The 359-nt window shown below is 59.9% G+C and carries 1 pseudogene; it reads left to right on the forward strand.

Going from position 1 to position 359, the window contains the following annotated elements:
- Nucleotides 1-76 precede the first annotated feature (76 nt).
- Nucleotides 77-359 (forward strand): annotated as a pseudogene (locus XcuCFBP2542_RS18455) (type IV secretion system protein); the annotation flags it as partial.

The raw sequence follows: 359 nt of genomic DNA on the forward strand, positions 1-359 counted from the left end.
CAGTCGCAGGCCCTGGACGCGCAGCGCAGCCAGCCAGACATGCCCCCGCCGGCACCGATGCGTGGAATGTAAGACGATGGGTGAGCGGATCGACAACAAGGACTTCAGCAACGAGATTCAGGCGTTCGGCCTGCAGCTGATGAGCCGTACCATGAGGTGGGTCAGTACGATCGCATTGACGGTCACCACGCTGTGGGTCTTGCTTCTGGGTTATCGCATCGCCACCGGGCAATCGCGTGAAAACGCAATGGCGACAATGATCAAGGCGGCGAAGGTCGCGATTATCATCAGCCTTGCTTCAGCTGTCGGGGTCAACGGCGCAATGCTGCACCAGACCATGACCCAAGGCCTGGATAAGG

The sequence above is a fragment of the Xanthomonas cucurbitae genome (genome assembly GCF_002939885.1).
In the GTDB taxonomy this organism is placed as follows: domain Bacteria; phylum Pseudomonadota; class Gammaproteobacteria; order Xanthomonadales; family Xanthomonadaceae; genus Xanthomonas; species Xanthomonas cucurbitae.